Raw genomic sequence first — 1,106 nt, 5'->3', positions numbered from 1 at the left:
ATGACACCGCAGCATCTGGCGTATGTAATTTACACCTCAGGCTCTACTGGAAAACCTAAGGGAGTGATGGTGGAGCATCACGCTTTGCTCAACTATATCATGCATGCGGTACATCATTATTTTGTCTCAGTACAGAGCAGTGTAGTGAGCTCCTCTCTTAGTTTTGATGCAACGGTCACCAGTTTAATCTGTCCACTTATGATGGGCGGAAGTATTAATTTACTAGCTGACAATGGGCAAAGTCTTGAGTTACTGCATGAGGTATTGGTTAATCAAAGCGAAGCGTTACTATTTAAACTCACACCTTCACATTTGAGAGCTTTGATCGATCTGGCAAGCATAAATACATTGAGTGAGTGTGCCCACGTGTTTATCGTTGGCGGTGAGGCTCTTCCTGCTTCGGTTGTTGAGTTACATCAACAGTTATATATGCCAAACGCGGTGTTCATCAATGAATACGGACCCACAGAAACTGTTGTTGGGTGCAGTACTTTCGAGGTTCGTAAGATGTCATCGTTCAATGGACAAAATACAGTATCTATTGGCACCCCAATACAAAATACGCAGTTATATATATTAGACACTTCGGGCAGGTTAGCACCGCAGGGGGCTATTGGCGAGTTGTATATTGGCGGTGCAGGTGTCGCAAGAGGTTATCTGAATCGCCCTGAGTTGACTGCAGAACGATTTATCCAAAGCCCGTTCAGTGAAATTCCGGAAACGCGAATTTATAAAACCGGTGATTTATGTCGCTGGAACGCAGACGAAACATTGCACTACGAAGGGCGTAGTGATGAACAGATCAAAATCCGTGGTTTTAGAATTGAACCCGGCGAAATAGAGACTCTGCTGAAGGATCAGGCTTCGGTGAATGATGCACTGGTTACTGACTATAGATCAGGCACGTCTGACAAACAGTTAATAGCTTACATTATTCCTGAGTCTAAATTAGACGATATATCAGACTTTAATACTGAGTTGTTGCGCACAGCCCTGAAATCGAAATTACCGGATTACATGGTGCCGTCAGTTTTTGTCTGGGTGGACAGTTGGCCGGTATCCGTAAACGGTAAGCTAGACCGCAAGGCGCTGCCAGAGCCAACAGA

General features: G+C 44.7%; 1 protein-coding gene. It reads left to right on the top strand.

The annotated features are described in order from the left end of the window. The coding region (locus BLW68_RS20890; protein ID WP_143040015.1) for an amino acid adenylation domain-containing protein at nucleotides 1–1,106 on the top strand (1,106 nt) is incomplete at both ends.

It is taken from the genome of Rheinheimera pacifica (genome assembly GCF_900108485.1).
GTDB lineage: Bacteria > Pseudomonadota > Gammaproteobacteria > Enterobacterales > Alteromonadaceae > Alishewanella > Alishewanella pacifica.
The sequence above is the reverse complement of the archived record's forward strand: the minus strand, read 5'-3'. Positions and strand labels throughout refer to the sequence as shown.